Source organism: Lactiplantibacillus plantarum (assembly GCF_014131735.1).
Classification (GTDB): domain Bacteria; phylum Bacillota; class Bacilli; order Lactobacillales; family Lactobacillaceae; genus Lactiplantibacillus; species Lactiplantibacillus plantarum.
In genome coordinates this window covers 2,191,924-2,215,876 of sequence record NZ_CP039121.1, presented here as the reverse complement: position 1 = coordinate 2,215,876, position 23,953 = coordinate 2,191,924, and the positions used below count along the sequence as shown (strand labels likewise).

24 protein-coding genes are annotated in these 23,953 nt (G+C 44.0%); 18 read left to right on the top strand and 6 right to left on the bottom strand.

The features are described 5' to 3' along the window. Positions 1 to 7: 7 nt before the first annotated feature. The 4 genes from E5260_RS10390 (at position 8) to E5260_RS10375 (ending at position 2,221) form a co-directional block, all read left to right on the top strand. Positions 8 to 1,174: a GH25 family lysozyme gene (locus E5260_RS10390; RefSeq protein WP_003641413.1), complete on the top strand. Its 1,167-nt coding sequence runs from the start codon at positions 8 to 10 to the stop codon at positions 1,172 to 1,174. Beyond that, complete coding sequence (locus E5260_RS10385) at positions 1,175 to 1,471, top strand: hypothetical protein (protein ID WP_003641414.1); 297 nt, start codon at positions 1,175 to 1,177, stop codon at positions 1,469 to 1,471. Beyond that, positions 1,458 to 1,829, top strand: coding sequence for a phage holin (locus E5260_RS10380; protein ID WP_003641415.1), 372 nt, complete (start codon positions 1,458 to 1,460; stop codon positions 1,827 to 1,829). The genes E5260_RS10385 and E5260_RS10380 overlap by 14 nt, the downstream gene beginning before the upstream one ends. Before the next feature lie 179 nt (positions 1,830 to 2,008). Continuing rightward, entirely contained in the window at positions 2,009 to 2,221 is a 213-nt protein-coding gene (locus E5260_RS10375) for a LysM peptidoglycan-binding domain-containing protein (RefSeq protein WP_003641416.1), read from the top strand. Between the two features lie 205 nt (positions 2,222 to 2,426). Here the strand turns inward: E5260_RS10375 and E5260_RS10370 are convergent, their stop codons facing one another. Together E5260_RS10370 and E5260_RS10365 are read right to left on the bottom strand one after the other, a co-directional pair. Next, a complete protein-coding gene (locus E5260_RS10370) occupies positions 2,427 to 3,272 on the bottom strand; it encodes a hypothetical protein (RefSeq protein ID WP_003641417.1) in 846 nt (281 codons plus the stop codon). 597 nt (positions 3,273 to 3,869) lie between these two features. Then, entirely contained in the window at positions 3,870 to 4,721 is an 852-nt protein-coding gene (locus tag E5260_RS10365) for a polysaccharide deacetylase family protein (RefSeq protein ID WP_003644667.1), read from the bottom strand. A 222-nt stretch (positions 4,722 to 4,943) separates the two neighbouring features. On the opposite strand from E5260_RS10365, the gene E5260_RS10360 reads away from it, so the two are divergent. The 4 genes from E5260_RS10360 to E5260_RS10345 all read left to right on the top strand — a co-directional run bounded on the left by E5260_RS10360 (position 4,944) and on the right by E5260_RS10345 (position 10,165). Continuing rightward, complete coding sequence (locus E5260_RS10360; RefSeq protein ID WP_003641420.1) at positions 4,944 to 5,336, top strand: YxeA family protein; 393 nt, start codon at positions 4,944 to 4,946, stop codon at positions 5,334 to 5,336. A 223-nt stretch (positions 5,337 to 5,559) separates the two neighbouring features. Next, positions 5,560 to 7,290: an ABC transporter ATP-binding protein gene (locus E5260_RS10355; protein ID WP_003644665.1), complete on the top strand. Its 1,731-nt coding sequence runs from the start codon at positions 5,560 to 5,562 to the stop codon at positions 7,288 to 7,290. After that, entirely contained in the window at positions 7,290 to 9,179 is a 1,890-nt protein-coding gene (locus E5260_RS10350) for an ABC transporter ATP-binding protein (protein WP_003641422.1), read from the top strand. Before E5260_RS10355 ends, E5260_RS10350 begins: the two co-directional genes overlap by 1 nt. 14 nt (positions 9,180 to 9,193) lie before the next feature. Next, positions 9,194 to 10,165, top strand: coding sequence for a hypothetical protein (locus E5260_RS10345; protein WP_003641423.1), 972 nt, complete (start codon positions 9,194 to 9,196; stop codon positions 10,163 to 10,165). Positions 10,166 to 10,373: 208 nt separating this feature from the next. On the opposite strand, the gene E5260_RS10340 is transcribed toward E5260_RS10345, so the two are convergent. Further along, positions 10,374 to 10,736: a hypothetical protein gene (locus E5260_RS10340; RefSeq protein WP_003641424.1), complete on the bottom strand. Its 363-nt coding sequence runs from the start codon at positions 10,734 to 10,736 to the stop codon at positions 10,374 to 10,376. A gap of 131 nt (positions 10,737 to 10,867) precedes the next feature. Here E5260_RS10340 and E5260_RS10335 point away from each other — a divergent pair, with 131 nt between their 5' ends. The 4 genes from E5260_RS10335 (at position 10,868) to manA (ending at position 14,565) form a co-directional block, all read left to right on the top strand. Beyond that, positions 10,868 to 11,896 (top strand): branched-chain amino acid aminotransferase, encoded by a 1,029-nt coding sequence (locus tag E5260_RS10335; RefSeq protein WP_003641425.1) that lies wholly within the window; start codon positions 10,868 to 10,870, stop codon positions 11,894 to 11,896. Between the two features lie 251 nt (positions 11,897 to 12,147). Next, positions 12,148 to 12,333 carry a hypothetical protein gene (locus tag E5260_RS10330; RefSeq protein ID WP_003641426.1) on the top strand — a complete coding sequence of 62 codons (186 nt, stop codon included), beginning with the start codon at positions 12,148 to 12,150 and terminating at the stop codon, positions 12,331 to 12,333. A gap of 170 nt (positions 12,334 to 12,503) precedes the next feature. Next, positions 12,504 to 13,523 carry a serine hydrolase domain-containing protein gene (locus E5260_RS10325; protein WP_003644662.1) on the top strand — a complete coding sequence of 340 codons (1,020 nt, stop codon included), beginning with the start codon at positions 12,504 to 12,506 and terminating at the stop codon, positions 13,521 to 13,523. A 76-nt stretch (positions 13,524 to 13,599) separates the two neighbouring features. Then, complete coding sequence (gene manA / locus E5260_RS10320) at positions 13,600 to 14,565, top strand: mannose-6-phosphate isomerase, class I (RefSeq protein WP_003641428.1); 966 nt, start codon at positions 13,600 to 13,602, stop codon at positions 14,563 to 14,565. Positions 14,566 to 14,824: 259 nt separating this feature from the next. On the opposite strand, the gene E5260_RS10315 is transcribed toward manA, so the two are convergent. After that, a complete protein-coding gene (locus E5260_RS10315; protein WP_003641430.1) occupies positions 14,825 to 15,547 on the bottom strand; it encodes a type 1 glutamine amidotransferase in 723 nt (240 codons plus the stop codon). A 2-nt stretch (positions 15,548 to 15,549) separates the two neighbouring features. After that, positions 15,550 to 16,896, bottom strand: a complete 1,347-nt coding sequence (locus tag E5260_RS10310; RefSeq protein ID WP_003641431.1) for a Mur ligase family protein — start codon at positions 16,894 to 16,896, stop codon at positions 15,550 to 15,552. A 261-nt stretch (positions 16,897 to 17,157) separates the two neighbouring features. Between E5260_RS10310 and E5260_RS10305 the strand changes: the two genes are divergently transcribed. The 6 genes from E5260_RS10305 (at position 17,158) to upp (ending at position 23,009) form a co-directional block, all read left to right on the top strand. Next, positions 17,158 to 17,736 carry a thymidine kinase gene (locus tag E5260_RS10305; protein WP_003644660.1) on the top strand — a complete coding sequence of 193 codons (579 nt, stop codon included), beginning with the start codon at positions 17,158 to 17,160 and terminating at the stop codon, positions 17,734 to 17,736. A gap of 13 nt (positions 17,737 to 17,749) precedes the next feature. After that, positions 17,750 to 18,832: a peptide chain release factor 1 gene (gene prfA, locus E5260_RS10300; RefSeq protein WP_003641433.1), complete on the top strand. Its 1,083-nt coding sequence runs from the start codon at positions 17,750 to 17,752 to the stop codon at positions 18,830 to 18,832. Next, positions 18,825 to 19,691, top strand: coding sequence for a peptide chain release factor N(5)-glutamine methyltransferase (gene prmC / locus E5260_RS10295; RefSeq protein WP_003641434.1), 867 nt, complete (start codon positions 18,825 to 18,827; stop codon positions 19,689 to 19,691). The genes prfA and prmC overlap by 8 nt, the downstream gene beginning before the upstream one ends. A gap of 292 nt (positions 19,692 to 19,983) precedes the next feature. After that, a complete protein-coding gene (locus tag E5260_RS10290) occupies positions 19,984 to 21,003 on the top strand; it encodes an L-threonylcarbamoyladenylate synthase (RefSeq protein WP_003641435.1) in 1,020 nt (339 codons plus the stop codon). A gap of 58 nt (positions 21,004 to 21,061) precedes the next feature. Continuing rightward, positions 21,062 to 22,300, top strand: coding sequence for a serine hydroxymethyltransferase (glyA, locus tag E5260_RS10285; protein WP_003641436.1), 1,239 nt, complete (start codon positions 21,062 to 21,064; stop codon positions 22,298 to 22,300). Positions 22,301 to 22,379: 79 nt separating this feature from the next. Then, entirely contained in the window at positions 22,380 to 23,009 is a 630-nt protein-coding gene (gene upp, locus E5260_RS10280; RefSeq protein WP_003639227.1) for a uracil phosphoribosyltransferase, read from the top strand. A gap of 317 nt (positions 23,010 to 23,326) precedes the next feature. Here the strand turns inward: upp and E5260_RS10275 are convergent, their stop codons facing one another. Next, positions 23,327 to 23,500, bottom strand: a complete 174-nt coding sequence (locus tag E5260_RS10275; RefSeq protein ID WP_003645418.1) for a hypothetical protein — start codon at positions 23,498 to 23,500, stop codon at positions 23,327 to 23,329. Positions 23,501 to 23,953: the final 453 nt, after the last annotated feature.

The window sequence follows — 23,953 nt, the reverse complement described above, 5'->3', positions numbered from 1 at the left end:
AACCTAATTGAATAAGCGCAAGTTGAAGGCACTCGTCTTAATGGTGGGCGCCATTTTTATGGCCTTTTTTATGTTCAATTTAAACAGTCAGGCTTCAACTAGCCGTGACCAAGGGGTTGATTGGTCTAAGTTTCAAAGCAATAGTGGTGTATTCGGCTATAGCACCGATAAGTTTGTATTCTCACAGGCGGGTGGCTTTTATGGTGGCACTAACATCCCTCAAACCACTTATGCTAGCCAAGTGGCTAGTGCTAAACAGGCTGGCAAACGGGTGCACACCTATTTATGGGATGGTGTTGGTGGCAATATGATCAATGCCAAGGCGATGATGGCCTATTACTTGCCACGAGTTAAGACACCCAAGGGTAGTATTGTAGCGCTAGATTACGAGAACGGTGCTTCTTATAGCGTGACAGCCAATACTAATGTCATTCTAGCCCAGATGGCTCTCATTAAAGCGGCCGGCTATACACCGATGCTGTACTCCGGTAAAGCTTACCTCAATGCTCATGTTAATGTGGCTGATATTGTACGTGCCTATGGTAATTGCCTGTGGCTAGCTGAATATCCGGACTATCTGGTGAGAACTAAGCCGGATTATAACTGGTTCCCTAGCATGGACGGCGTGGCTATCTTCCAGTTCACTAGCACTTACAAAGCTGGCGGATTAGATGGCAATGTCGATTTAACAGGCATTACCAAGTCAGGCTATACGACTGCTAGCAAGGCTAAAGCACAGGCCAACGTTAAGAAGGCTCAAAAGGCTCAGGCAGCTAAGGTCGTTAAATACAGCCAACGTGGGGTGTTCTACCCTAACCGGACACTAGCTGTTCGTTACACGGATAGCGACAAGGTACGTCAAGTGGCTACCTATTACAAGGGTGAGAGTGTAATTTACAATGCTGTCATTATTGAACACGACTACGTCTGGGCGCGCTACACCCGTTCAAATGGCCTGTACGGCTTCATCAAGCTAGGTGTCACCAATGGGCCAGCCTACGGGAAGCGAGTTGTTGGTCAGCTGGTTAGTCATACGTATTACACAGTCAAGTCTGGCGACAGCTGGTGGACAATCGCTCAGCGCAACGGCCTAAGTATAACTACATTAGCTAGTCAGAACGGCAAGACGATTTACACCACTATCTATCCTGGTCAGCGATTGGTGGTGCGGTAATTGCATACACTATTAGGATTAGGTTGGGATGAATGGGGATCCATTGTTGCCATTATCACTAGTATTTGTGTATTGGCTAATTGGATTTTAAATAAAACGGTTCGTATTCCGCTTAACGATTTAGGCAAGCGGCTGAGCCATTTTACCGATGAAAGTTTAAAAGTGAGGCAGCAAAATGCTGAAGCAATGAATGCGATTGAAAATCGGGTCATTAAGGTAGAAGGCCGGCTAGATGGTCATGACATGGAATTTAAACATCTATATGAAAAGGAAACCAAAAGAAATGAGAAAAATTAGTTTTAAGAATGTCGACGGTAGTTTGAATGGTAAATTGATCGCTGGGATTATTTCGTTATTAATTGTGTTAATCCAACAAGTCTTTGCCATGTTTGGTGTTAAGTTTACTGGTGATTGGTCAGCAATTATCGCAGTAGTGAATACCGTATTAACGATCCTTGGTATGCTGGGCGTTATTACTGACGTTCAAACAGTGACAGTACCAACAGTTAAAAGTGACGAGGAAAGCCAAGTCGAAGCAGCAGCTAATAAAGTTGCTGACGAAGCGCAAACACCAACGTCCACAGTTGCTGTAGTGGATAGTTCTGCATCATCTGACACTGAAACGGCGTCAGAATCCGCCTCACAAGCAAGCTAAAAGTAGTATAATAATCGTGAACTGTTCTAGTCCCCCATGCTTCGGCGTGGGGGATTTTTTATGTATTACCCGCCTAGGAATTTTGGTGCACATTTGGTGCACGCCGTGAAACGAAACGTTGCTATGTCAGTACCTAACCACCGTATACTACTCCGGGTGGGTACGTCAGCCACGATTTAATGGGTTATGGTTGTCTAGCAACAGGCCCAGCCAATAATTCACTGGAATACGTTAAAACGGATGCTTCTCACACGTATTACACGGTCGTTTCAGGTGATAGTTGGTGGTCGATTGCCAAACGAAACGGCCTGAGCATGTATACGTTAGCATCACAAAACGGTAAGAGTATCTATTCAACGATTTATCCGGGCATAAAATTGATTATTAAATAGACGAAACCCCTATACTAGCAATTGCTGGTATAGGGGCTTTTTTCGTTTGTTGTAAAATTTACGCTTTCATTGTATAACTGTGTAATGATTACAAAAATCGGTGTAATAGTAAAAAATTGCTTTTTAACTACAAAAGTTGTAATTTTAGATAAAATAAGAAAAAAGTCCACACTAGTCTTAATTGGCCGGCGTGAGGTTTTGTTGTTTATTCAAATGTTATTTCTTTGATTTCTTCATAATTATTATAAAACTCTAAAAATCCTGTAGCTGAAGGTGCGTTAAGTTGCAAGTATGCAGAGCCTTTTTTCGGAACTGTTACTTGAGAAATATGATTTTTGGTAGTCTGTGGTTTTGCAAAGCTAACTCCCACTCTGCCTTCATGCTGAGGTTCAAAAAAATTGGGCTTATTCAACACTGACATTTTGACGCTCTTAGTGTAAATATTATCTGTGTTACATTCTGGTAAATCTAACGGTATATCAGATAAATCGATGTCTCTATTTGAAGCTAATAACTTTTCAATCGGAATAGCTAGATTACAATAATCATCTAGAGAGCGATAATTTACATATCTATAAAAGTAACCAACACCAGTTAAGTTTTCTCGCGCAACACAGTTATTGAGTGCTTTTAGAAAGGGTCCTATGTAGTTATGCTTTACTAGAATAAACCCTCGTTTGTTTATTTCAGTTCTGTCTATATCTTGAATAAATTTGTTGGATAAATGTCCATCTTGGGTTAAATCGTTTTTTGTGACGATGTAAAAGCAGCTTATAAATGACACGTTATCTGGAAATTTTGTACTTAGAATGTGATTTTCTAACGGATCTACTTGGTAATCTGATTTATTATTAAAATAGCGTTCTAGACTGTCGGTATCATATCCTATAGGCTCAGATTCCTTTTCATATGATGTTGATGATGTAAAGCGCCAGCAACCGTTTTGAATATTTGACATGGCTTCATTGTATACAAACTCAATTAAACCGACAGTTTCCTGGTCCAACAATCTTTTCTCATTCTTAGAAATATCTAAGGGCAGTGTGTTCATATGGATAGCCTCCCAATTGTAAAGCTGAAAAACTTCAAACTGTAACTATTATAACTCTAAAAGTAAATGTTAAATTCGGCATAATGATATTTCTATTTTAAAATTAAAACGAAAGATTTTTTATCAAAAGGTCACCCAGTAACATTCTGTTATCTCACCTTAAATAATTATACGAACGAGTGTTTCTGATTACGAGGCTAACTTTTGAAAATAGATAATGGTTAATTAAAATAAACGATTGACGTGAAATAACGAATTATAGAATGTTTTGGGGCTTTCCACGAATTATAGAATGTTTTGGGGCTTTCCACGATTTGTAAATTAAAAATCTCTCTTTTTCAGAAATGGCTTATAAATGGCATTTATAGCGTGCTACCCTTAATGGTATAACTACCGTGCGGGTGATAAGTCGACGTCGGTAGATAAAAAGAGAAGCGTCATAATGCTGGTATATCAGCATTATGACGCTTCTCTTTTGCTAATTGGTATCAAATTAAAACCCCAATTTTGCGTTTTGGCTGTTGTGATCACAACAGCACTGTTAAGCGCTCATAAAAAAGGGTTTTGGGATCGTGTCACAAGTAAGGGTCCTATGAATTAATTATTACTCGTTAATAGTGTCTGAAAGGCCGTTAGCGACATTCCAGGTACGACCCGTTGTCGAGTGAGATTGTATGGGTTCTGTGTGCTGGTGGCGATGCCAGGTGCCGTTGATAGGGCATACTGATAGCCAGCCTGTTTATCGGCTTTAATGGTCTGCTGATTAGCACGGCCGGCTGGGTAACAAATAACTTGTGTGTTCTGTTGTAAATTATGATCGAGCCATTTTTTGGAACTTGATAATTCCGTAAGTTGAACCTGGTAAGTTAAATTATTTAAATCCAGATGGCGAACGGTGTGACTTTGAAAATCAATATTACCGGATGCTTGCATCCGCTTAGCATCAGCTAAAGTTAAGTGGTTTTTCTTATGGGTAAAGCCGGTAATAAAATTAATGGTGGCGTGTTGGTGCGTCTGTTTCAAAATTGGCCAAGCTGCTGTCATGTTATCTTTATAGCTATCGTCGAGTGTGATCCAGACAATCTTCTTTTGTGGAATTCGCCGATGTTTGAGCGCGTATACGGCTTCATTGGCAGTCAGCGTTCGGTAGCCGTGTGCCTTTAGATAAGTCATTTCAGTTTGAAATTCTTTGGCGGGGACACGTAACTGGTTCCCGCTAGAAATACTGTGATACATCAAAATAGGCAAGTGAACATCTTTGACGGTATGCCAATGTTGATAAGGCCGTGCTTGTGCTTGGTGTTTAGCCGAGCTGTGAACGCTTTTAGCGCTAGTCTTAGATGATTGACTGCTGGCTTGTTTAGTTGCCGGTGAAGCCGCCTGACAGCCTGCTAACAGGCCGAGCGCGACGCCGAGACCTAATACAAAGTTGATACCCCGCATGTGCATGATAAATCCCCCCATGATTTAAAAACTACTTCCTATTCTAATAGAATAGCATGCAAAGCGCGATAATTATTGAATTATTGTTAAAATAATTTCCTTAATGTTTAAGGAAAATCGAATTTGATTAGTAATCGTTTAAACTGATTAAGAAAGCCTAGTTAGGGTAGCCAGAGGAGCTTTACTCCGATACGATTAATAAAATAATTAATTCGGGGGATAGTATTTATGAATAAAAAAAGGGCTATTTGGTTGGCGGCGATTATTATGATGATTAGTGTAGGTACATTGTTAATTGTACCGACGATGACGAAGAATCAGGGGAGTGAGCTGGCAATGGCGGTGGATAACTTAAACCCATTTGTTAAGGTACAAACGGTCTATGGTCGGACTAATCAGGCAATCGGCCACTCGACTGGTCAGATGGGCGAAGATATCTATACCTATCGAATGCTGACCAGCGATGCGCAAGGTAAGCAACGCTGGTTGACATTTACCGCAGATCACCGGCTAAAGCAACGACACTATTTAAAGATTGAGACGAAGGGACAAAACGTGAATTCATGGGAGGCCGTTGCGACAAATCAGGTACCTCAAAATATACAAGAAGTATTGGCTTAAATTTAGGCATAGTGCCGTGTCAGCGATTAGTGACGCAGCACTTTTTTTGTGTTATTACGAAGGCGAGCTTAATAAATTCTTAAATCCTTTTGAGTGCTAAACTGCGATGAGTGCGTTACAATATTTTACGTGAGACTTGTAAAGATGGTTGACAAAAGGACCATTTTTAGTTAGATTAAGATACTGCATTATTATGTAATAATGAATGAAGGGGAGCTTGCAAATGCTTAAAATAGCAAAGGGTCGGATTTCGTATCCCGCGGTAATCGGTGCGGTCTTATTTATGATCGTGCAAGTGATTGCGACCTTAAATCTGCCTAGTTTGACATCTAATATTGTGAATAACGGGGTGGCTACTGGTGACATTAGTTATATCTGGAAAATCGGATTTGAAATGATTGGTTTTTCATTGTTATCAGTCGTCGCAGCGTTTGGCAACGTCTTTTTGGCGGCGCGGTCATCACAACAATTAGGGAAGAATTTACGGTCGGATATTTATAAGAAGGTCATCAACTTTTCAAATGATGAATTTGATAAAGTTGAGACGTCTTCACTAATCACTCGAACGACCAATGACGTCGTCCAGATTCAAAACGTGGCCATGATGGCGTTACGAATGATGATTATGGCGCCAATCATGCTGATTGGTGCAAGCTTTTTAGCGTATACCAAGAGTCATGAATTAACTTGGATCTTCGTGGTTTCTATTCCGGTACTATTGATTTTTATTGGTTTGATCATGGCGTTTGCAATACCGTTGTTTCGGGCGATGCAAACTAAGACTGACCGCATCAACCTTGTTTTTCGTGAAGGCTTAACGGGAGTACGTGTTATTCGAGCATTCCGTCAAGATAAATTTGAACAGGACCGTTTTGAAGACGCTAACCAAGATTACACGCACAATGCGATTAAGGTTAATACGATTGTGGCCTTGGCTTATCCGGTAATGACTTTGATTATGAGTGGGACTAATGTGGCAATTGTCTGGTTTGGTGGCCAATTGATTAGTAGTCAAACAATGCAAGTTGGGAACATGATTGCGTTTATGACTTATGCCATGCAAGTATTGATGAGTTTCATGATGCTTGCCATGGTATTTGCGTTCATCCCACGGGCGGCCGCTTCCGCTTCCCGGATTCAAGAAGTCTTGAGTATTGAACCTAAAATTACTGACCCTGACAAGGCAGCAACGTTACCAGCGACGACTGAACACAGCTTAGAATTTGATCATGTCAACTATCGGTATCAAAGTGCGGAGCAATTAGCGCTGGCAGATATTGACTTTAAAGCCCATTCTGGACAGACCGTTGCCATTATTGGTGGGACCGGTTCTGGGAAGACCACGCTCGTTAATTTAATCCCTCGATTCTATGATATTGAGAGTGGGGCGGTCAAATTAGATGGGAAAGATGTTCGGCAGTTGAAGTTAGCTGATTTACATCAAGCCGTTTCGTTTGTCCCGCAAACTGCTACTTTATTCACGGGGACGATTCGTGAAAATATGCAATTCGGTAACGAACACGCGACCGATGATGAAATCTGGCATGCGTTAGAAATTGCTCGTTCAACTGACTTCGTTAAAGAAGAAGGCGGCCTGGATGCACACGTTGAACAAGGTGGGGGTAACTTCTCTGGTGGTCAACGGCAACGATTAGCAATTGCTCGTGCACTTGTCAAACAGGCTTCCGCTTATGTATTTGATGATTCTTTCTCCGCATTGGACTTCAAGACTGATGCTCAATTACGGGCTGAATTACGCCAGGATAAACAGATTCAACAGAGTGTCGTAGTTATCGTGGCGCAACGAATTGCGACGGTGGCGGATGCTGATCTGATCTTGGTCCTAGATAACGGTAAGTTAGTCGGCAAGGGGACCCACGCTGAATTGAAAGCTAATAATGAAGTTTATCAAGAAATTATGAAGTCACAATTACGAGAGGAGGATCAGCTGTAATGAGCGAAAAGAATACGAGTTCTACTAAGCCTGCACGTCCTGCTGGCGGTCATGGCCCCGGTGGTCATGCTGGACTAGTTGAAAAGCCTAAGAGTTTTTGGAAAACGGCGATTCGATTGATGCGCTACATGTCAGACCGGTGGGTCGGTTTGGCAGTGGTCATGATTTTTGCCATTGCTTCCGTGATTTTCCAGATTCGAACACCTAAGATTTTAGGTAAAGCAACGACCGAACTTTATAAGGGAATTATGAAGGGGGCCGCGCAACAGAAGGCTGGTATCAGTCAATCCGGTTACCCAATCAACTTTGAAAAAATCGGTCAGATTATTATGATCGTTTTGATCATGTACTTGGCCTCAGCACTGTTCAACTTTATTCAACAGTACATTATGACGCGGATTTCCCAACGGACCGTGTATAAGTTGCGGCGTTCATTTAAGGGTAAGATGCAAAAGGTGCCGATTTCATATTATGATACCCATTCGAATGGGGACATTATGAGTCGGGCCGTCAATGATATGGATAATATTGCCAACACGTTGCAGCAAAACCTAACCCAAGCGGTGACAAGTACCGTCACCTTTGTTGGAACCTTATGGATGATGCTGACGATTAGTTGGAAGCTGACCTTGATTGCACTCGTTACCATTCCACTGAGTGTCGTGGTGGTTGGTGTGATTGCGCCGAAATCACAGAAATTCTTCGGAACACAGCAAAAGAGCTTGGGGTTGTTGAATAACCAAGTTGAAGAAAACTATGCTGGACACGTGGTCATCAAGAGCTTTAACAAGGAACAAGATGCCATCGATGATTTTGAAATCCAAAACAATAATTATTATCAATCAGCCTGGAAAGCGCAATTTATTTCAGGTATTATCATGCCACTGATGATGTTCTTAAATAATATTGGCTACGTCTTTGTTGCCATCATTGGTGGGATTGATGTGGCTAACGGGAACGTTTCGTTAGGTAACATTCAAGCGTTCTTACAATACACGCAACAATTTTCACAACCGATTTCACAAATGGCGAACTTGTTGAACACGATTCAATCGACCGTGGCTTCCGCTGAACGGGTCTTTGAAGTGCTTGATGAAGAAGAAATGAAACAGACGAAATCCAACTTACCAGCCGAACCAGATAGTGATAACTTGATTAGTCTGCAACACGTTCAATTTGGTTATGCGGATAACGACCTGTTAATGAAGGATTATAATCTGGACGTTAAACGTGGGCAACAAGTGGCCATCGTTGGGCCAACTGGTGCTGGTAAGACGACCATCATTAATTTGTTGGAACGTTTTTATGACATCAAAGGTGGTTCTATTAAATTGAAAGGGACCGATACACGGGACCTGGATCGTGAAGACTTGCGGTCACACTTTGCGATGGTGCTTCAAGATACCTGGCTCTTTACTGGGACGATTTTTGACAACTTGAAGTACGGCCGTGAAGATGCGTCAGATGAAGAGATTTATGCTGCGGCTAAAGCGGCCCATGTTGATAGCTTTGTTCGCAAATTGCCAGATGGTTATCAGACGGTTCTGAACGAAGAAGCTTCAAATATTTCACAGGGACAACGCCAATTATTGACGATTGCCCGGGCGTTTGTGGCTAATCCAGAAATTCTGATTTTGGATGAAGCAACGAGTTCGGTTGATACGCGGACTGAAGTGCATATTCAGCATGCCATGGAACGACTCCTGAAGAACCGGACCAGTTTTGTGGTTGCGCACCGGTTATCAACGATTCAGGGTGCGGACAACATTATTGTGATGAACCATGGGTCAGTGGTTGAAACTGGGACGCATGAACAGTTGATGGCTCAAAATGGGTTCTATGCGGATCTATATAACAGTCAATTTACTGGCAATATTAGTCTCGACTAAAGGAGGGGTGTCAATTGTTCCGGAAAACAGCAATGGTTGCCGTTACTGCGGGTGCGCTAACGTTCTTATTAGCGGGCTGTGGCAAGACAACCTTATCAACGACTAAAACCACATACAAGCCGAACGGGTTAGTAGCGGCCGTCAAAGGAAAATCCAACGTTAAAAAGGTTCATTATCAGCTTGACGGTGGTCAGACGAAGACGGCGACGGTGCGTAATCATACGTTTGTTATTCAAGTTCCGACCAAGACGACCCGCCAAACGGTGAAGATTAAGGCCGGTTCGGATACCACGACGGTGCACGTAAAGGGCGCCAAGAAGCTAGTTGGCTATCAAAAGATGGCGACGACTTACAATCAGGCTTTGATTGCTTCTAAACTCAGCAAGTCTGATCAACAGGCGGCTAAGAAGTTGCAAACTGAGGGTGCAGCCCTTAAAAAGCAACAAGCAACGATCCAAGCCAAAGTCAAGCAAGCCCAGGCCCAAATCAAGGCTGGCGGTACGGCGGCTGCCACGGGTGCTAAGACACTCCAGGCCCAACAAACTGCTGCGGCGCAGCTCAAGACCAAAGCAGCTAGTTTGCAAACGACTCAGAAGCAGGTCGAAGCGGCAATGGCAACGGCGAAAAAGCAGGTCAAGTCGCAATTGTTACCGACGAAGATGCCAAGTGATGGCATTAAGAACGTGTTAACAACTAAGGATTATAAGATCCGGCTAAATGTTCAGAAGGGTGACGTATTAGGGGCAGCGATGATTGTTCCAACCAAGGCCTTTAAGAACAAGACCCGCCAGAAGAACTTTGGGACGGCGTTTGCTTTGATGACGACAACAACGGGCGCCAATGCCAAGAAGGTTATGAAACAGTTCCAGAAGGAAACCAAGGATAATAGTGGTAGTACGACGACAATCGATCCGATTACCTCTAAGGGCGTTCGCTTCACGATTGGTGTCTCCACGTCTGACTTGTATATCTTTATGACTAAGTAACGTTTTATGAGCGCGACTGGACTTTGATTAGTCAAGTAAAGCTCACTATTCGAGGTTATGACGGGACGAACCCGTAGTTCTAAGTCGGCTGCATTTTACGCTTGTAAAGTAATTAAAAAATCACCACCTGGATTATGTTCATCCAGGTGGTGATTTTTTGATTGTTAAATTTGATTCCAAATAGATCGTAAAGGTTACGTGCGTTAAATTACTCAAATGATAACTCTAAGAAGTATAAGTGTTTGGCTGGTAAATGGGCCGAAGAAACCCATACTTCATGGTAGTTAGGGACCTTTTTCTCTGTGTAATCGAAGAAGAAGTCAAGTAAGTTGCCGTTTTTAGCGACAAAGTCATCCTGAAATCGGTTGACTAATAGCTTGTTGTCAGGAAAATAAATTTCGGGGTTAGCGACCTTAATATGATCGGGGACACCCATCCGAACGACATTCGTGTATTCCGGTTGGGTAAACTGAATTTCAGTCGGGTGATGGGTGATATAAAACATGACGTTATAAATTGAATCTGAATTACTAGCCACGACAAACCAGTCCTTTGCTAAATTTACACTCATTATACCAAAAAAATCTTAAAGCGTTGGAAATGTTTAACGGGCCCTTGACAAACTTCTAATTAACCATTAATCTTTTAATTAAATTCAAATTAATTAATTTGGAAAATTACATATAAAGGAAGTCGAAGCATATGGCAGACGTACAATTAGACTGGAACAACTTGGGGTTTGAATATCGGAATCTTCCGTACCGTTATCGTGCGTATTGGAAAGATGGTGCTTGGTACAAAAAAGAATTAACGGGAGATGCAACTTTACATATTAGTGAAGGCTCAACAGCATTACACTATGGTCAACAAGACTTTGAAGGCTTAAAAGCTTACCGCACTAAAGATGGTAGTGTTCAATTATTCCGGCCAGATCGTAATGCAGCCCGAATGCAGACCAGCTGTGAACGGTTATTAATGCCACAAGTGCCGACAGACATGTTTGTGGACGCTGTTAAACAGGTTGTTAAGGCTAATCAAGATTACGTGCCACCGTATGGAACTGGTGCGACTTTATACTTACGGCCATTGATGATCGGGGTTGGGGGTAACATTGGTGTTCATCCAGCTCAGGAATACATCTTCACGGTCTTTGCCATGCCAGTTGGTAGTTATTTCAAAGGCGGGATGACGCCAACCAACTTTACGACGTCCGAATATGATCGTGCGGCCCATAAAGGAACCGGGGCTTATAAAGTTGGTGGGAATTATGCGGCTAGCTTATTCCCAGGTCAAGAAGCTCATGCCAACGGTTTCTCCGACTGTGTTTATCTTGACCCGGTTGAACATCGTAAGATTGAAGAAGTAGGTTCAGCGAACTTCTTCGGGATTACTAAGGATGGCACTTTTGTGACACCCAAGTCACCATCAATTCTACCTTCCGTTACGAAATATTCATTACTCTACTTGGCAGAACATAAATTTGGGATGAAGACTGAACAAGGCGACGTCTACATTGATGATTTAGACCGGTTTGCTGAAGCTGGGGCTTGTGGGACAGCTGCGGTTATTTCACCAATCGGTGGCTTGGAACATCAAGGCAAGTTACACGTGTTCTACAGTGAAACGGAAGTTGGTCCGGTAACGAAAAAATTATATGATGAATTAACTGGAATTCAATTTGGCGATCGGGAAGCGCCTGAAGGTTGGGTCCAGAAAGTTGAATTAGACTAAGTACAGTGTTGTTTGTGTGAATAAAAAGACGGCTTTAGTAAGACCCGTGATACGGGTGGAACTAAAGTCGTTTTTATGTGCGTGCGCATGATGCACGTGGTATTGTGAATAGTAAGAAATGCTGTCTAATCAGTAGACGCATGATTGGAACGACAGTTATTCGGCTAAGGGGACGTTACGGTTAGGTTAAGATTGCTGATTGTGATGTAAAGTTGCTGAAGAAACGCTAAAATTAAAGGGAGTTGGGCAAGATGATAAAGTGGAGTAATCGACATTGGCAGACAGTTGAATGGGTCAGCACGGGAATTTTGGTGGGCTGTACGTTACTGTATAATCATCAGGTTGTCTCGAATCAATGGCTTCTCGTCATTGGCGGGGCCGCTTTAATCAGTTATTGGTTGGTCACATTACCGCGGTTATTCGGAAGTCAGCACTAGCTTCGGGAAGGTCGTTGATGCAATCAGGTCAGTTTGTATCCGTAGAAATTGTCAGGGTAAAACGTGGACAGTTTGCCAGGTTACTTGGTTGATACTGACCTTGAAGGCGGTTTAGCCACAGTCAATCCCGACTTGAATCATGATCCTAATAAGAGAGAATGAATAAATTAATGTTAACTTTTAGTAGAACCGCAGCACTAATTAACCAAATGGTCCAAGATCAAGTGATCCCAGGGGCGAGTTATGCCTTGATCGATGGGGCTGAGTGGCACACGAATCAAGTGGGCGTCGCTCAAATAAAACCAACGATCAAACCATTATGGCCGGATGCGATGTATGATTTGGCCTCGGTTACTAAGGTCGTGGGAACGACAACCGTGGCGATGCAGTTGATGCAAAATGGGCAACTTGAAATTGATCGCCCCGTGCATGACTACCTACCGACTTTACAGTCCACAACGATCACGGTTCGTAATTTAATGACCCATACAAGTGGGCTGAGTGGTTATATTCCAAATCGGAATGCGTTGTCAGCGGATGCGTTATTAGCCGCGATTCAACAGCTACCAATCAGTGAGCGTAACCGCAATCATCGGGTGGTTTATACGGATTTAGGCTTGATCATCATGGGGCAAGTCATTGAACGAATTCTTGGAGCGGCCATTCAGCCAATTATCACTGAGCGCGTCTTGCAGCCATTAGGGTTGGCACACACGAGTTTTCAACCTCAACTAGCGCAAACCGTTCCGACGACGTATTCCATGAAAACTGGGTTGTTACGGGGGATCGTTCATGATCCTAAGGCCAGAGTCTTAGGTGAACACTGTGGTTCCGCCGGTTTATTTGCCAGTGTGACAGACCTTGTTCGGTTTTCACAACTGATGCTCGGCCAAATCGACGTACCAGCTGTGCTATCACAGGCTACGATTGCAAGCTTGTATCAAGATTGGACGCCCAATCAACACTTACGCCGGAGCTTTGGTTGGAACCTCTGGCACCGTTCTGATGAGACACTGCCGGTGATTTTTCATACTGGTTATACTGGTACGCTCCTGATGCTTGACCGTCAACGGCAACGGGGCCTTGTTTTCTTATCCAACCGGGTGCATCCAGTTGCAAATAATTCGGTATTCCTTCCAGCACGTCGCCGGTTAATTGCGGCTTGGTTGGCGGATACGGTTACAAATTAGCTACTTCGGTTTCACAACCGCTTTCATTTATGCTAAAATTTAGATATTAAATTCAACAATGGAGTGAGTAGATCTTATGAGTGAGCCATACTTTTTAAAGCCGGTGTTCCATGAAAAAATTTGGGGCGGTACCAAATTACATGATGATTTTAATTATGATATTCCCAGTGATCATACTGGTGAATGTTGGGCTATTTCAGCTCATCCGCATGGTCCGGCGACCGTTGAAAATGGGCCGTACGCTGGCATGACACTGGATCGGGTATGGGCAGAACATCGTGATGTGTTCGGTGATGCTAAGGGAGATGTCTTCCCACTATTAACGAAAATCTTGGATGCTAGTGAAGATTTGTCGGTGCAAGTGCATCCTGATGATGCGTACGCGGCTGAACACGAGCACGAACTTGGCAAGACTGAATGCTGGTACGTGATTGCGGCTGAACCGGGTGCAACGATGATTTATGGTCATCATGCGAAGACCCGTGAACAGCTCGCTGAATGGATCAACAACGGTGAATGGAATAAGCTATTACGGCGAGTGCCCGTTAAGCCCGGCGATTTCCTTTATGTCCCATCTGGAACGATTCACGCGGTTGGTAAGGGAATTATGGTGTTAGAAACGCAGCAGAGTTCTGATACGACTTACCGGCTATATGATTGGGACCGGGTCGACAAGACCACTGGTCAGAAGCGCGAGCTGCATTTGCAACAATCCATTGATACAACTAACGTTCCGCATCATGACCCTGATCTTGACATCACGACTACCCAGGTTGGGGATGCAACGGTGACCAAATACGTCCAATCACCATTCTTTGGTGTTTGGCAATGGCGGCTAACAAATGGGCAAGCAACTTTTAACCGGGGAACAGCACCTTATACGTTAGTCTCTGTACTTGATGGTGAAGGTAGCATTGTCGTTGACGGTCAAGACTATCCATTGAGTAAGGGCGTCCACTTTATCTTGCCATTTGACGTAAAACAATGGACATTGAAAGGCGATTTACAAATTATTGCTTCAGAACCTGGGGCTAAGGCATAATTAGTTAACCCCTTGATGGGATAAAAAAGATTGATACTGGTTGGAAGCCAATATCAATCTTTTTTTGTGTATCTACTGATAGTATCAGTTTATTAATAATCACTATCTGAAAGTATATAAATATTTATTATAGCTTGAAGGGGTTTACTAATGAGAAGGCTTCCAAAAACTATTATCATTGTAACCAATTAATACGGATCAAACTAAAAAATCGTCACTGGCTGGTAACTAAGTCAGTGGCGATTTTGAGTGATACGTTTTAAGGTTTCACGATAACGTTTTTAGTGAGGTCTTCGTTGAGTTGATCCAGTGCATCGAAGTTGCCTTCAGGGTACTTACGTTGTAAGGCCAGTTTCAAGATTCGTTTAGCGAGGGCTTCATTGCGTGCAAGGATTGGACCATGGAAGTAAGACCCAAAGGTGTTCTTGTAGATAACGCCCTCAGATTGATCTTTGCCATTATTGCCGTTACCTTGGAGCACTTGACCAAGGGGCCGTTCACCTTCGCCCAGGAAGGTCATCCCGTTGTGGTTTTCAAAACCATAGTAGGTCTGGTGGGTTTCGGCGTTCTCAATGGTTATATTACCAATAAAGCGATTGTTATCCTGACTGAGCGTGTAATGATCTAAGGCACCGATACCCGCGATCTTTTCACCATGGGCCCCAATGTAGTAATGGCCCAGCATTTGAAAGCCACCACAGATTGCTAATAATGGGCCACCGGCTTCGATATATGCGGTCAAGGCGTCTTTTTTCGTTTGTAAATCCTTGGAAACAATCGTTTGCTCGTAATCCTGACCACCGCCGAAGAGGGCGAAGTCATATTTTTCTTCGTCAAACCGATCATCCAAGCTAACTAAGTCAACAGTGATGTCGGCATCCACTGCTTTAGCATAGTAGCGCATTGCTAAAATGTTACCGATATCACCATACGTGTTCATTAGATCGCCGTAGAGGTGTGCGGCGTGTAGTGTATAAGTCATGGTTAAGCCATCCCCCCATCGATAATGCCTTGGCTAGCAAGTTGTTTTCGTAATTGCAACATCGCGGTGTAAGTTGCGACGACGTAGACTTGCTTGGTCGGTAGTTTTTGAATTGCGGTCGTCATGTTGGTCAGGTCAGGAATAATGGTTAACTGATCTTCCGGTACGCCAGCAACTTTTAGCCGGAACGTGATATCACGATAACGTTCACCGCCACTAATATAGGCGGGAATATTCAATGCCGGTAATTTTTCAAAATTACCATCCCAGATCCAACTAGTATCAATACCATCTGCATAGTTTGCGTTGAGCAGAGCGGCAAATGAGAATGGCCGGTCATCGGTGCTGATTGTTTGCAAGACTTGGTTAAGGCCCACTGGATTCTTGACGAGAATCAGCGTGACGTCCTTTTCGCCAACGTGAAAGGTCTCTTGACGACCAAAGACTTGTTCATCGTTGTCGCTAAGGGCGTGCGCGATTTTGGCCGGCGTGACGTCCATGAAGCGCCCAACCGCGTAGGCAGCTAGCGCATTATAAATATTGTATTGACCACCGATATTAAGATGCATGGCCTGACCGTTGATTTCAAAGTCTGAGCTAGTCGGTGTCATAGCGGTTAGGGCGTTTAATTTGTATGTCAACTGTGGACGCTCAAAACCGCAGTGGGGACAATAATACTTGCCCATATTGCTATAAGTTCGACTATGGTAACGCAAAATATGCTGACAACGCGGACAAAGCAGGCCATCCGTATTTGCTGGCGCTTGTTGGTCATGGTCGGGCTGGTAGTCAAATCCGTAATACAGTATCGGATTAGGCAATTGTTTGGCATTGAAGAGTGGCAAATCACCGTTGGCAATAATTGTCGCTTCAGGTGCTAAAGCAACCCCGTCTAAGATTTTTTGATATGTCGTGTAGATTTCACCATATCGATCCATCTGGTCACGGAAAATGTTCGTGAAGACAAAGGCTTTTGGTGTGATGTACTTGGTGACCATGATTACGTTAGCTTCGTCGACTTCTAGAACTGCGAGTGGCTTTTGGTGCGCTTTAGGTGCCCGTAAAAAGGTCGTGACGATACCTTGCTTCATGTTGGATCCGCTTGGATTGGTTAAAATGTCAGGGTACTGTTCACGTAAAACCTTGACCGTCAAGGCGGTCGTTAACGTTTTACCGTTGGTCCCAGTGATGACGATGACGTCGTAGTTTTTAGCGAGATGCTTTAAAATCGTTGGATCGAGCTTCAGCGCTAACTTGCCGGGGAGTGAGCTCCCACCGCCACGGAAGGTGTGTAAAAACCAATATGCGGATTTACCCGTCCAGGTGGCTAATGTACTATTAATTGACATAAGTTATCGGTACCCCTAATTCTTGATTTACCTGGGAAATGATCAGTGTGACCAACTACCGGGTATTAAAATCATAATTACCGGACAAAATGTCCTACTCTCAAGTATTTTATACTGAACGTCCCTAAAAGAAAAGTGATACTCCCGCCATTTAACCGCATATTATCAATTCGTTAATTAGTTTTAATGACAGAATGCTGAAATTCACGGCCAAATCCGCTATAATTGACTAGAAATGTGTAAAAAAGGGGAATGAGTCGCTTGGCACAGTTATTTTTTCGATATGGCGCGATGAACAGTGGTAAAACCATTGAAATTTTGAAAGTTGCCCATAACTATGAGGAACAAGATAAGTCGGTCATTATCTTAACGAGTGGCTTAGATAATCGTGATGGTGTGGGCTATGTTGCGAGTCGCATTGGCCTTAAACGTGAAGCAACGCCAGTATTTGATGATACCAATATTTTTGAGATCGTTAAACAAACCAATCCGGATGCTGCGTGCGTTTTAATCGACGAAGCCCAATTTTTGAAAAAGCATCACGTCCTAGAATTGGCTGACATTGTTGATGAGCTAAAGATTCCAGTAATGACGTTTGGTTTAAAGAATGATTTTCGTAACGAATTGTTTGAAGGTAGCAAGTACCTACTGCTATATGCGGACAAGATCGAAGAAATGAAGACAATCTGCTGGTTCTGTCGTAAAAAAGCAATTATGAATTTACGGTTCCACGATGGTCAGCCCGTTTATGAAGGCGAACAAGTTCAAATCGGGGGTAATGAGGCGTACTACCCAGTTTGTCGTCATCATTATTTTTACCCGCCGAAATTAACAAAGTGAGGATTAACTGAGAATGGATAAGTTTTTTGATAAGTTACAAGCCGTTGCCGATCGGTATGAGGAACTCGGTGAACTATTAAGTGATCCGGAAGTTATTTCGGATTCTCAACGTTTCATGAAGTTATCTAAGGAAATGGGTAATATTCGTGAAACGGTTGAAAAATATAATCACTACAAGGAAGTCACGAGTCAGATCGAAGAAAATGACGAATTGCTTCATGAAAAGCTCGACGATGAGATGAACGCGATGGTCAAAGATGATTTAAAGAACCTTAACGCGGAAAAGGATCAATTGGAACATGAAATCACGTTATTGATGTTGCCTAAAGACCCTAACGATGACAAGAACATCATCATGGAAATTCACGGTGCTGCTGGTGGTGACGAAGCTAGTTTGTTTGCTGCGGACCTGTTCAACATGTACTCGAAGTACGCAGAACGTCAAGGCTGGCAAGTAGAAGTGGCTGATCGTAATGAAACTGAAGTTGGTGGCTTTAAAGAAATCGTTCTGATCATTTCTGGTGACAAGGTCTACTCTAAGCTGAAGTATGAGAGTGGCGCGCACCGGGTACAGCGGGTGCCAGTGACTGAATCAGCTGGGCGGGTTCATACCTCAACTGCAACAGTCGGCGTTATGCCGGAAGCGCAGGATGTTGACATTGATATTGATCAAAAAGATATTCGGACCGATGTCTTTCGTTCATCTGGTGCTGGTGGTCAGCATATCAACAAGACGTCTTCAGCGGTGCGGATGACCCACTTACCAACCGGTATCGTGGTCTCGATGCAAGACCAACGTTCGCAACAGCAAAACCGGGCCAAAGCGATGGAAATCTTGCGGGCACGGGTCTACGACTACTATCAGTCACGGGAACAAAACGAATATGATGCTGAACGTAAATCAGCCGTTGGGACGGGTGACCGTTCTGAACGTATTCGGACTTACAATTTTCCACAAAATCGGGTGACGGATCATCGAATTGGGTTAACGCTCAACAAACTTGACCGGGTGATGAACGGCGAGTTAGACGAAGTTATTGATGCCCTCGTTTTAGCTGATCAAGCTGAAAAAATGGAGCGCTTAACTAATGAATAAGCCCACTCAACCCACTTATTTTGAAGCCCAGCAGTGGGCTTCTTTTTGTCTAAAAACGGCCCAGTTGCCGACTGATAGTGCTCGCTTCCTGTTATTGGGCTTGAGTCGGCTAGACCAGACACAATTACTCATTCGTTACCGCGAGCCGCTACCCAGTGCTGTTTGGCATGCTTATCAGCAGGGGATTGACCGGGTTGTTGCTGGTGAGCCAGTGCAGTACGTACTCGGAGACGCACCGTTTTATGGACTCACGTTACAAGTTGATCCAGCAGTGCTTATTCCTAGAGTCGAAACAGAAGAATTGGTAGACTGGATTTTGACGGATGTCCCAGCGACAGCGCCAGTTCGACTCTTAGACGTTGGTACCGGCTCGGGCGCCATTGCATTGGCAATCAAACACGAACGGCCGGCATGGGAGATTACGGCCAGCGACATTTCAACCGCTGCGCTGCAAGTTGCCAAAGCCAATGCGGACCGCCTACATTTAGATGTTAAGCTGGTTCACAGTGATCTATTGACCAGCGTATCTGCGCAGCCGTTTGATATTATTGTCAGTAATCCGCCATACATCGCTGCGAGCGAAAAAGACGTCATGGACGCCAGCGTCCTCGCCCACGAGCCACAAACGGCCTTATTTGCTGACCACGATGGGTTGGCACTTTACGAGCAGTTAGCGACGACGGTTGCCGATCATCTGACTTCGACCGGTCGCTTATACTTGGAATTCGGCTACCATCAGGGACCGGCCTTGCAGACGCTTTTCGCGCAGTCGATGCCCGACGCGACCGTGACGCTGCGACAAGACATGGCGGGTCACAATCGGATGCTGCGAGTTGCAATGACTCTGACTCGGCAATAGTTGCGCGTTATCCTGGAGAATGCTGATAAAAGCGGGCCGATTAGGTAGATTGCTGTTTGTAATCCGCGTCCCATTCCGGCCTTCGGGGGTGGGTGAACGCAGTCGTCGATTTGAGCTCGCGCATAACCCGCGTTATCTCAAATGTGAGTCTTATCCTAAGCGGGCTGTTTTTAACCTGGGAGGTACGGCGTAAATTTATGAGCAATTGATTAAGTCCGTGATGTAAAAATAATAAAGAATATTATATGAAAGTAACGATGAATTAATAATAAAGTAGAGGTTTGAATATATTATGGAAACGAAAGTATATACGCCGGCGGAGATTCCGGCTGCTGCGGCGTTGTTAACTGCGGGGCAGTTAGTGGCATTCCCAACGGAGACGGTCTATGGGCTAGGTGCCGATGCGACAAATGTGGATGCTGTTAAGCAAGTGTACTTAGCTAAAGGCCGCCCGAGTGATAATCCTTTGATCGTGCATGTTGCTGATGTGGAAACGGTTGAGCGGTTTGCTCAACCGTTATCGGAAGCAGCCAAGAAGCTGATTAAGGCGTTTTGGCCAGGACCCCTGACGATGATTTTTAAATTGAAACCAGATGCGTTGGCACCGGAAGTTACTGGCGGGCTGCAGACGGCGGCTTTCCGTAATCCTGATAATGAGGCAACCCTGGCTTTGATTCGTGCGGCCGGAACGCCTATCGTGGGACCATCCGCTAATACATCTGGTAAGCCGAGTCCGACGACGGCGCAACACGTATTGCATGATCTACGTGGTAAAATTGCTGGTATTCTGGATGATGGTCCGACGAAGGTTGGCGTTGAATCTACAGTTTTGGATCTTTCAACCGACAAACCAGCAATTCTACGGCCCGGTGCCGTAACGCCTGAAGCAATCGAACGGGTCATTGGCATGCCAGTTCAAACCGAATTGCACCATGTCGGAGCTAAAGAAGTTCCTAAGGCGCCAGGGATGAAATATAAGCACTATGCGCCAAACGCACAAGTTTATATCGTTGATCGTTCGGAAGATTGGCCAGAAGCGCTGGCGTGGGCAGCCCAGCAAGATGTGCCAATGGGCGTTATGGCAACAGATGATATTTTAACTAACAATCAAATTCCGGCTAATTGCGAACAATTTTCGCTTGGAGAAGATATTCAATCGGCAAGCCGGGAGCTGTTCGCGGGCTTGCGGCACTTTGATACTGAGACGGAAATTAAAGATATTCTGTGCCAAGCCTTTGAAAATAAAGGACTTGGGCTTGCCTACATGAACCGATTAAATAAATCTGCCGGTCAGACTCATTTTAGTGTATAATGATTGCAAGTCGGGAAAACCCGAAAGTTGTCACTTGCGAAATGGAGGAGATTTATTCATGAATTACCAGGAACAAGATCCAGAAGTATGGGCTGCGATTAGTAAGGAACAGGCACGGCAACAACATAATATTGAGTTGATTGCTTCTGAGAACATCGTTTCAAAGGGCGTCCGGGCAGCGCAGGGGAGTGTGCTGACCAATAAATACTCTGAAGGCTATCCGGGTCACCGCTTTTACGGTGGTAACGAATACATTGACCAAGTGGAAACCTTAGCAATTGAACGGGCTAAGAAATTATTTGGTGCGGAATATGCTAATGTGCAACCACACTCTGGTTCCCAAGCCAATGCGGCTGCATATATGGCACTGATTCAACCTGGTGACCGGGTGATGGGGATGTCACTAGATGCTGGGGGACACTTAACACATGGATCTAGTGTGAACTTCTCTGGTAAACTTTACGATTTTCAAGGTTATGGGCTCGATCCTGAAACCGAAGAATTAAACTATGATGCAATTCTTGCACAAGCACAAGATTTTCAACCAAAGTTAATCGTTGCGGGGGCTTCTGCTTATAGTCGATTGATTGATTTCAAGAAGTTTCGCGAGATTGCAGATCAAGTTGGGGCCTTATTGATGGTTGATATGGCTCATATTGCCGGCTTAGTTGCGGCCGGGCTACATCCTAATCCAGTGCCATATGCTGATGTGGTTACGACAACGACGCACAAAACGTTACGGGGGCCCCGTGGCGGTATGATTTTAGCGAAAGAAAAGTATGGCAAGAAGATCAACTCAGCCGTTTTCCCTGGCAATCAGGGTGGGCCGTTGGATCACGTAATTGCGGGTAAAGCGATTGCTTTGGGCGAAGACTTACAGCCTGAGTTTAAGGTTTATGCCCAACATATCATTGATAATGCCAAGGCAATGGCGAAGGTCTTCAATGACTCTGACTTGGTTCGGGTTATTTCTGGTGGCACGGACAATCATTTAATGACGATTGATGTCACTAAGTCTGGTTTGAACGGTCGCCAAGTACAAGATCTGTTAGATACGGTTTATATTACGGTCAACAAAGAAGCGATTCCGAATGAGACGTTAGGGGCTTTCAAGACCTCTGGTATTCGGTTGGGAACACCTGCGATTACGACCCGTGGTTTTGACGAAGCTGATGCAACTAAGGTCGCTGAATTGATTTTGCAAGCGTTACAAGCACCGACAGATCAAGCAAATCTAGATGACGTTAAACAGCAAGCAATGGCTTTAACAGCGAAGCACCCGATCGATGTTGATTAAGTAATTTATATCAGGTCTGGTTTTTTCTCTCTAAATTAGCTACAATAGAAAGAAATCACTAAGGAGTGTGCGTAGCAACATGGGTAAGTTTGAGGTTTTGGATCATCCGCTCATTCAACATAAATTGACGATCATTCGGGAAAAGAACTGTGGTACTAAGGTCTTCCGGGAAATGGTTAACGAAATTTCAACGTTGATGGCGTACGAAGTATCACGCGATATGCCGTTGAAGGACATTGAGATTGAAACACCGATTGCCAAGTCAACGCAAAAAACGTTGGCAGGTAAGAAAGTCGCCATTGTACCAATCTTACGGGCTGGCTTAGGGATGGTTGACGGTTTCTTAAACATGATTCCGGCAGCTAAAGTTGGGCACGTTGGGATGTATCGGGATGAAAAGACCTTGAAGCCGGTCGAATATTTCGTTAAATTACCAAGTGATATTTCACAACGGCAATTATTTGTCGTTGATCCAATGTTAGCCACTGGTGGTTCAGCCATCATGGCGATGGATATGTTGAAAAAGCGCGGCGCAAGTAATATTAAGTTTATGTGTTTAGTTGCGGCGCCTGAGGGTGTTAAGGCACTTCGGGACGCACATCCAGACATCGACGTTTACACGGCAGCACTTGATGACCATTTAAATGAAGATGGCTACATCGTTCCTGGTTTGGGCGATGCGGGCGACCGGTTATTTGGTACGAAGTAAGTTGCATTGACAAAAGGTAGCACCGCCAGGCAATGTCTGGGGGGCTACCTTTTTGTTTTCCAAAATTATTAACAACTTTAGCTATAATCATCCGCATTCTGTGAGTTCATTAGTCATGAATCGTGACTAAAACGTGCTAATTTCTAAGATTAAAAGCAGCCAGCTATGGACCACTGGAAACGGGTGTAAGTGGGCGTAAACATGCTTTGCTGGTTCGTCCTAAGCCGACTTCCAGTCGTGACAGTGTTCGAATGGCTGACGAAGATGTACCTAACTTTTGATGAATTTGTCGTTGCTTTTTACAACCAGTAATTTTGTCAATCAACCGGCAGACTGAAAATGATATTGAGATAGCTCACTAATCCTGAATTGGTGTAGTAAAATTTAATCTCTTGACAAAGTGCTAATGCACCTAACGCTTTGTTTAAAGTTCCAGTGTCAAAATAGTCAGCGACAAATTGTACCAAGTTAAGTGGCCGTTCATCAGCCATTTGAGCGGCTTACCGACCGGAGGGGCTGGGTGACAATGCTCAGTAGCCAAATTATTCTTAGCTGGAAGTGGTCTGCTTCCGGCTTAGAATAAGACTCGTATTTGAGATGACGCGGGTTATGCGTTAGCTCAAATCGATGTCGGCTGCGTTCCAGCAATTGTCACCCAGCCCCGGAGGTCGGAATAGGACCCACACCGGCTGACGCACAACAATCTAATTAGCACGTTTTAATCACCGTTAATGCCAAATAATAATTTGTACAATGCGTATATTATAGGTAGTTATTGACATTAACTGTTGGGGGACACTGGATAATTAGGGTGTTTTAGATGGCGATTACGCTGTATTGGTCGAATATTCGGTAACGTTGGGTGAGAAAGTCACATTATTTCAGGAATGTTGTCACAAATATTATGATGTTTTGAACTAATATCGTTTTTAGGGGCTGTTACT

What these genes read in the sequence shown, in the direction of transcription:
- E5260_RS10290 (WP_003641435.1), top strand. Translation starts at nt 19,984, where the DNA reads ATGGAAACGAAAGTATATACGCCGGCGGAGATTCCGGCTGCTGCGGCG.
- E5260_RS10365 (WP_003644667.1), bottom strand. Translation starts at nt 4,721, where the DNA reads ATGCACATGCGGGGTATCAACTTTGTATTAGGTCTCGGCGTCGCGCTC.
- E5260_RS10275 (WP_003645418.1), bottom strand. Translation starts at nt 23,500, where the DNA reads ATGGCTGATGAACGGCCACTTAACTTGGTACAATTTGTCGCTGACTAT.
- E5260_RS10380 (WP_003641415.1), top strand. Translation starts at nt 1,458, where the DNA reads ATGAGAAAAATTAGTTTTAAGAATGTCGACGGTAGTTTGAATGGTAAA.
- E5260_RS10335 (WP_003641425.1), top strand. Translation starts at nt 10,868, where the DNA reads ATGGCAGACGTACAATTAGACTGGAACAACTTGGGGTTTGAATATCGG.
- E5260_RS10340 (WP_003641424.1), bottom strand. Translation starts at nt 10,736, where the DNA reads ATGAGTGTAAATTTAGCAAAGGACTGGTTTGTCGTGGCTAGTAATTCA.
- prmC (WP_003641434.1), top strand. Translation starts at nt 18,825, where the DNA reads ATGAATAAGCCCACTCAACCCACTTATTTTGAAGCCCAGCAGTGGGCT.
- E5260_RS10315 (WP_003641430.1), bottom strand. Translation starts at nt 15,547, where the DNA reads ATGACTTATACACTACACGCCGCACACCTCTACGGCGATCTAATGAAC.
- E5260_RS10325 (WP_003644662.1), top strand. Translation starts at nt 12,504, where the DNA reads ATGTTAACTTTTAGTAGAACCGCAGCACTAATTAACCAAATGGTCCAA.
- upp (WP_003639227.1), top strand. Translation starts at nt 22,380, where the DNA reads ATGGGTAAGTTTGAGGTTTTGGATCATCCGCTCATTCAACATAAATTG.
- E5260_RS10350 (WP_003641422.1), top strand. Translation starts at nt 7,290, where the DNA reads ATGAGCGAAAAGAATACGAGTTCTACTAAGCCTGCACGTCCTGCTGGC.
- E5260_RS10360 (WP_003641420.1), top strand. Translation starts at nt 4,944, where the DNA reads ATGAATAAAAAAAGGGCTATTTGGTTGGCGGCGATTATTATGATGATT.
- E5260_RS10370 (WP_003641417.1), bottom strand. Translation starts at nt 3,272, where the DNA reads ATGAACACACTGCCCTTAGATATTTCTAAGAATGAGAAAAGATTGTTG.
- glyA (WP_003641436.1), top strand. Translation starts at nt 21,062, where the DNA reads ATGAATTACCAGGAACAAGATCCAGAAGTATGGGCTGCGATTAGTAAG.
- prfA (WP_003641433.1), top strand. Translation starts at nt 17,750, where the DNA reads ATGGATAAGTTTTTTGATAAGTTACAAGCCGTTGCCGATCGGTATGAG.
- E5260_RS10375 (WP_003641416.1), top strand. Translation starts at nt 2,009, where the DNA reads ATGGGTTATGGTTGTCTAGCAACAGGCCCAGCCAATAATTCACTGGAA.
- E5260_RS10355 (WP_003644665.1), top strand. Translation starts at nt 5,560, where the DNA reads ATGCTTAAAATAGCAAAGGGTCGGATTTCGTATCCCGCGGTAATCGGT.
- E5260_RS10310 (WP_003641431.1), bottom strand. Translation starts at nt 16,896, where the DNA reads ATGTCAATTAATAGTACATTAGCCACCTGGACGGGTAAATCCGCATAT.
- E5260_RS10330 (WP_003641426.1), top strand. Translation starts at nt 12,148, where the DNA reads ATGATAAAGTGGAGTAATCGACATTGGCAGACAGTTGAATGGGTCAGC.
- manA (WP_003641428.1), top strand. Translation starts at nt 13,600, where the DNA reads ATGAGTGAGCCATACTTTTTAAAGCCGGTGTTCCATGAAAAAATTTGG.